Here is a 1,281-nt window from a genome sequence, read left to right on the forward strand (position 1 = left end):
AGAGGTGGTTCGGGAAAATTGAACAGTTGAGATAAGTGGCTTTCGGCTTTTGAACACGGCAGTATGCCGGCAACAGGAGCCATGATGACAAAACGACCCCGCCGCAACCACAGCCCCGCCTTCAAGGCGAAAGTCGCGCTCGCCGCGATCAAGGGCGAAAAGACAATGATCGAGCTCGCTCAGCAGTTCGACGTGCATCCGAACCAGATCAAGCAATGGAAAGATCAACTGCTCGACGGCGCTGCCGATGTCTTCGATGACGGCCGCAAGGAAACCGCGGAGCCTGTTGTCGATGTCAAAAGCCTGCATGCCAAGATCGGCGAACTGACGCTGGAGAACGATTTTTTAGCCGGCGCGCTCGGCAAGGCCGGACTGCTGAGCGGAAAACGATGATCGACCGGAACCACGAACTGTCCGTCTCCCGCCAGGCCAGGATACTCGGCATCAGCCGTGGCAGCGTCTACTACCTGCCGCAACCGGCCTCAGTAGTCGATCTGGCTCTCATGCGCCGGATTGACGAACTGCATCTGGATTATCCTTTCGCCGGCAGCCGGATGCTGCAGGGGCTTTTGAATGCAGAAGGCCATGACGTCGGCCGCCTGCATGTGCGGACGCTGATGCGGAAGATGGGCATCGAGGCGATCTATCGTCGCCCGAACACCTCCAAACCCGCACCGGGCCACAAGGTCTATCCCTATCTTCTCAAGAACCTTGCCATCACCCGACCCAACCAGGTCTGGGCGATGGACATCAGCTACATACCGATGGCGCGGGGCTTTGTTTATCTCTGCGCGGTCGTCGACTGGTTCAGTCGTCGGGTTCTGTCATGGAAGCTGTCGATCACGCTGGAGACGGCGTTCTGCATCGAGGCGGTCGAGGAGGCGTTGTCGCGCTACGGCAAGCCGGAGATATTCAATACGGACCAGGGTAGCCAATTCACGTCCCTCGACTTCATCAAGCTGTTGAAGGATGCCGAAATCAGCATCTCGATGGACGGCAAAGGAGCCTGGCGGGACAACGTCTTCGTGGAAAGGCTCTGGAGATCAATCAAATACGAGGAGGTTTACCTTCACGCCTACAAAACCGTGTCCGACGCCCGCCTCGGGATTGGCCGATATCTGGCCTTCTACAACAGTCGACGCCCACATTCATCTCTTGACCGGAAAACTCCGGATCAGGTCTACTTCAACCAGCCGCAGACAATTCCCCTCGCGGCATAAACAGCGCCGGAAACCACTTAACAATCGGCACCAAGCTGTTCAGACAAACCGAACCACCTCT

At 57.3% G+C, this 1,281-nt stretch carries 1 protein-coding gene; it reads left to right on the forward strand.

Going from position 1 to position 1,281, the window contains the following annotated elements; all coding sequences use genetic code 11:
- The first annotated feature begins 84 nt into the window (after positions 1–84).
- Positions 85–1,220, forward strand: a protein-coding gene (locus tag OCK01_RS26370; RefSeq protein WP_263826555.1) for an IS3 family transposase whose coding sequence is annotated in 2 segments (ribosomal slippage) — positions 85–349 and positions 349–1,220 — 1,137 coding nt in all. Because the reading frame shifts where the segments join, the coding sequence is not laid out codon by codon here.
- Positions 1,221–1,281 lie beyond the last annotated feature (61 nt).

Source organism: Rhizobium sp. TRM95796, assembly GCF_025779995.1.
In the GTDB taxonomy this organism is placed as follows: domain Bacteria; phylum Pseudomonadota; class Alphaproteobacteria; order Rhizobiales; family Rhizobiaceae; genus Rhizobium_E.